Annotated in this window: 5 protein-coding genes; 2 read left to right on the top strand and 3 right to left on the bottom strand. The window is 63.2% G+C overall.

The window, feature by feature from the left end; all coding sequences use genetic code 11:
* Positions 1-34: 34 nt before the first annotated feature.
* Positions 35-1,897 carry a DUF882 domain-containing protein gene (locus VGO12_RS00795; protein ID WP_327510856.1) on the top strand — a complete coding sequence of 621 codons (1,863 nt, stop codon included), beginning with the start codon at positions 35-37 and terminating at the stop codon, positions 1,895-1,897.
* A gap of 142 nt (positions 1,898-2,039) precedes the next feature.
* Here the strand turns inward: VGO12_RS00795 and VGO12_RS00800 are convergent, their stop codons facing one another.
* From VGO12_RS00800 to VGO12_RS00810, 3 genes are all read right to left on the bottom strand, one after another.
* Positions 2,040-2,306 carry a DUF2312 domain-containing protein gene (locus VGO12_RS00800; RefSeq protein ID WP_327510857.1) on the bottom strand — a complete coding sequence of 89 codons (267 nt, stop codon included), beginning with the start codon at positions 2,304-2,306 and terminating at the stop codon, positions 2,040-2,042.
* 125 nt (positions 2,307-2,431) lie between these two features.
* Positions 2,432-2,737 carry a DUF1244 domain-containing protein gene (locus VGO12_RS00805; RefSeq protein WP_327510858.1) on the bottom strand — a complete coding sequence of 102 codons (306 nt, stop codon included), beginning with the start codon at positions 2,735-2,737 and terminating at the stop codon, positions 2,432-2,434.
* Positions 2,738-2,743: 6 nt separating this feature from the next.
* Positions 2,744-3,544 carry an N-formylglutamate amidohydrolase gene (locus VGO12_RS00810; RefSeq protein ID WP_327510859.1) on the bottom strand — a complete coding sequence of 267 codons (801 nt, stop codon included), beginning with the start codon at positions 3,542-3,544 and terminating at the stop codon, positions 2,744-2,746.
* 193 nt (positions 3,545-3,737) lie between these two features.
* Between VGO12_RS00810 and VGO12_RS00815 the strand changes: the two genes are divergently transcribed.
* Positions 3,738-4,214: a DUF1036 domain-containing protein gene (locus tag VGO12_RS00815; RefSeq protein WP_414650652.1), complete on the top strand. Its 477-nt coding sequence runs from the start codon at positions 3,738-3,740 to the stop codon at positions 4,212-4,214.
* Positions 4,215-4,326 lie beyond the last annotated feature (112 nt).

The following is a 4,326-nucleotide window of genomic DNA, read 5'->3' on the forward strand; positions in this document are numbered from 1 at the left end:
AGCGAAGCACGGTTGTCCGTCGGACGGGGATTGAATGCCAAATTTGTTCGGTTTTAAGAAGCCGCTCGGCTCCTTAGCTAGAGTCTGCGCGGCGATCACCCGTAGGGTGCCGCAGATTCTGACATCCGTTGCTCTGGCGGCCGCTCTCGTGACGCCTGGTTTCGCGCCTCCCGTCGAGGCTGCCGGCCAGACCCGCACGCTGAAACTCTATTTCATTCACACCCAGGAAAAAGCGCAGATCACCTTCAAGCGCAATGGCCGCTACGACGCCAAGGGCCTGCAGGAGATCAATCGCTTCCTGCGCGACTGGCGTCGCAACGAACCGACGAAGATGGATCCGCGCCTGCTCGACCTCGTCTGGGAAGTCTACCAGAAGAGCGGATCGCGCGATTATATCCACGTCGTCTCGGCCTATCGTTCGCCGGCCACCAACGGCATGCTGCGTTCGCGCTCCAAGGGCGTCGCCAAGAAGAGCCAGCACATGCTCGGCAAGGCGATGGACTTCTATCTGCCGGACGTAAAGCTGAAGACGCTGCGTGAAATCGGCGTGAAATTCCAGGTGGGCGGCGTCGGCTACTATCCGACCTCAGGCTCGCCGTTCGTGCACATGGATGTCGGCGGCGTTCGCGCCTGGCCGCGCATGAGCCGTTCCGAGCTTGCGCGCCTCTTCCCCGATGGCAAGACCATGCATCTGCCGTCCGACGGCAAGCCGCTTCCGGGCTATGACCAGGCGGTCGCCGACTACAAGCGGCGCGTCGGCGCCTCGGCGATCCAGGTTGCCGGTGGCGGCGCCACGGGCCCGGGCGATACCGCAAGCGGCAAGCGTAAGGGCAACCTGTTCGCCATGCTCTTTGGTGGCGGCGGTGACGAGGATGAAGAACCCTCGGCAATCGCGGCCGGTCCTGGCGCCGACGACGAAGGCGGTGCAGCACCTGCCAAGGCGCAGACGGCCGCGGCACCCGTCGCCCAACAGGCGCTTCCGGGTGTTGCCGGATCCATCGCCGCCGAGCCGGCGACTGCTGCCACTGCCGCAGCGGAACAGAACATCAATGCGCCGGTCCCGGCCGTGCGTCCTGCCTTCAAGGAAACGCCTGCCGATGGCGGCGTAGCCGTTGCACTCGTGGCGCCACAGACGAACCCGGCCCAGGAGGCGCTTGCCGCCGCCCTGCCGCAAACCTCGGAGACGCCGAGCGAGTTCGCCGATCTCGGCTCGATGAAGGTGCCGGTTCCGCAGATGCTGGACCGTCGCGACATGAACACGCTCGTGGCCTCGGCCGATGCCTCGCCTGATATGCAGGCGCTCGGTTTCGTCCCGGTTCCGGCCGTTCGTCCGGCGGGCGATGCAGCGCTTGCCGCCGTCGCCGATGCCCAGGTCGTCGTTCCCTCCTTTGCGGAACGCGCGGTCGTCGCCTCCGCCGAACCGCCGCGTGACGTGGCTGCCGAAGCCAAGACCCGTGTGGCGCTCGCAGCGCCGACGCCGGCCGAACGCCAGCCCGTGTCGCAGCAGCCGATCGAGATGGCGGCCTACGCGCCGCAGTCCGCATCAGGCGCGCGCGCCGCAATCTTCGACAGCGCCTTCGACACGCAGGCGGAAGCCCCGGCCAAGGGTGGCCGCCCGAAGAAACACGATGCCGATGCCGCAACCCGCGCGTCGGTGCGCACCGAGCCCAAGCTGACCCAGAAGATCATTTCCGAATGGGCGCTGTCGACGGGCCGCGTCGCGACGCTTTCCAAGCCGGTCAAGGCGCCGCGCTTCGTCAGCAAGACGCTGCGCGTGGCGCCGACAACGGTCTATGCCGCCGGCTTTGCGAGCAGCGCCGGTCCGAACGTCGACACCGCCCGCTTCAGCGGCACGGCAGTCAACTTCATGGAAGTGAAAAAGTTCAGCACGAACTGAGGTTCGTAAAGTTCAGACAAGAAAAAGCCCGGTCATCGCCGGGCTTTTTTGTTTGCGGGTGTGTTCGAGGCCGCTCTAGCGGATGGAGATCGGCGCCTGTGCCCCGCCTCCACCGCCAACGACCGCCGGCCGCCCTTGAGCCTTATTCCTCGTCGGCCGCCGCAGGCACCATGCCAAGCGCCTGCAGGTAGGTGTCGAGGATCGCTTCCTGTTCCATGCGCTCGTCGTGGTCCTGCTTGCGGATCGAGATCACCTTGCGCAGGATCTTGGCATCGAAGCCCGTCGACTTGGCTTCGCCGTAGACGTCCTTGATGTCGTCGGCGATGGTCTTCTTTTCTTCTTCCAGGCGTTCGATCCGCTCGATGAAAGCGCGAAGCTGATCGCGTGCGACGCCGTGAGCATCCGACATGGTCTTCTCCTTGATAGGGGGAATGGAATTCTTGGGTGCCGTGACGTGCCGCGAACGGCCGCCAAGGTCAAGGGTCATTGCGCAACAACACGGTCATTTCCGTGGCAAGCCCGGCGAAACGATGCTTATTCCTTCGGGCGATTGACCTCGAACGCAGCCTTTTGCTCCGGCGTTGCGTCCTTCTGGTGGCGATCGCGCCACTCGTCATAGGGCATTCCGTAAACGATCTCCCGCGACGTTTCCTTGTCGAGCGGGACGCCTGCCGCCTCTGCGGCTTCGCGGTACCAGTTGGACAGGCAGTTGCGGCAAAAGCCGGCAAGGTTCATCAGGTCGATGTTCTGGACGTCGCTGCGCTCGCGCAGATGGTTGACCAACCGGCGAAAGGCCGCAGCCTCGAATGCGATCTGTTGATCCGGTGTGAGTTCGGTCATGGCCGCTTATCCTTCCTGGTCATAGGCGCCGGTGCGCGACAGGTGCCGCTCGTAGCGATGCAACGCCGGCAGGGTGTTGAGATGGCCAAGAGCGGGTGCCAGTCGCTCGGTCCATTCCGCCACGCCAGCTTCGTCGGCGATCAGATCCTGACGGACCTCGATCAGCGCATGGGCAATGCCCGGCACCATGCAATGCCGGAACATCGTATCGCCGCGCAATGCGCCGTCATAGGGCTCGTTGTTGCCGACGACGATATCGCCCGCCGCCTCGAGCCGCTCGATCAGCGGCGACACGGCACGCGGGTCGTTGTCCCAAAGGACCGCAGCATGCCAGGGACGGGCAACACCTTTCCATGCCGGGGTGAAGGAGTGGATCGAGATGACCAGGGGTGCTGCGCCGCTCGCCTTCGCCGTCCGGTCGATGGCCTCAGAAACGGCGCGGTGATAGGGACGGTGAAAGCGGTTCAGCCGGTTGTCCCACTCTTCCTGCGTGATCGGGTGGTTGCTGGGTATGATCGCTCCGTCCGAGATCTTCATGATCAGCGTCGGGTCGTCCTCGCCGCGGTTGGGATCGATCAGCAATCGCGAAAAGCAACCGAGCACGGCGGGCGCATCGAGCGCCTCAGAAAGGCGGCGCACGAGCGCCTCGACGCCGATATCGTAGGCAATGTGTCGCTCGAATGCCGCGGCGGGTAGCCCCAGGCTGCCGTATTCCGTGGGCAGTCGGTTCATCGCGTGATCGGCAAGGAGGACGAGTCCGGTTGCAGGATTGGCTTCGATGATCTCATAGGGAGAATAATGCTGCATACCGGTCCAATCCGTTCGCCCCGCGTTGTCTTGCTGATCGCACGCGTGCGCGTCAATCGCAAGAAAAACGCAACTGTTTACCGGAAACTGAAAGCAATTTACCGAATGTAATCGATTAGAGTTGCGTTGACTTTCCGGGCTGACCGTCGCAAGAAAGTGCCACGCAAACCAAAACGGAGTTCCCTTGGAAACCGTGTCCAGAAATCCTTTTTCCAAAGCGAAGCCGGGCCTGACGACACTGGGAGGTATCCTCCTGTTTTTCCTGGCAATCTCAAGCTCTTTTCTCTTCGCCAGCGATGCACGCGCCGACTTCAGGGTGTGCAACGGCACCCAGACATTGGTCGGTGTGGCCATCGGTTATCGAGCCAAGGATGGCTGGGTGACGGAAGGCTGGTGGCAGGTTCCGGCCACCACTTGCGCCACCCTCATCGAGGGCGAACTTCAGTCACGATACTATTATCTTTACGCAGAGGACGCGGCCCGCGGCGGCCGCTGGACCGGTGACGTCAACATGTGCGTCGCCGAAAACGAGTTCAAGATCACGGGTGTTCAGGACTGCTTCGCCCGCGGCTTCCAGCGTATGGGATTCAAGGAATACGACACGGGGCGTCAAGGAAGCTGGATGGTTCAGCTCTCCGACACGTCCGGCACGCAGGAAAGCCAGAATTGATGAAGCGGAACAGAAAAGTCAAAATCCTCGCCACGCTCGGACCGGCGTCCTCGGACGAGCAGATGATCCAGAAGCTGCACGAGGCCGGGGCCGATCTGTTCCGTATCAACAT

The sequence above is a fragment of the Ensifer sp. genome (assembly GCF_035999135.1).
GTDB lineage: Bacteria > Pseudomonadota > Alphaproteobacteria > Rhizobiales > Rhizobiaceae > Ensifer.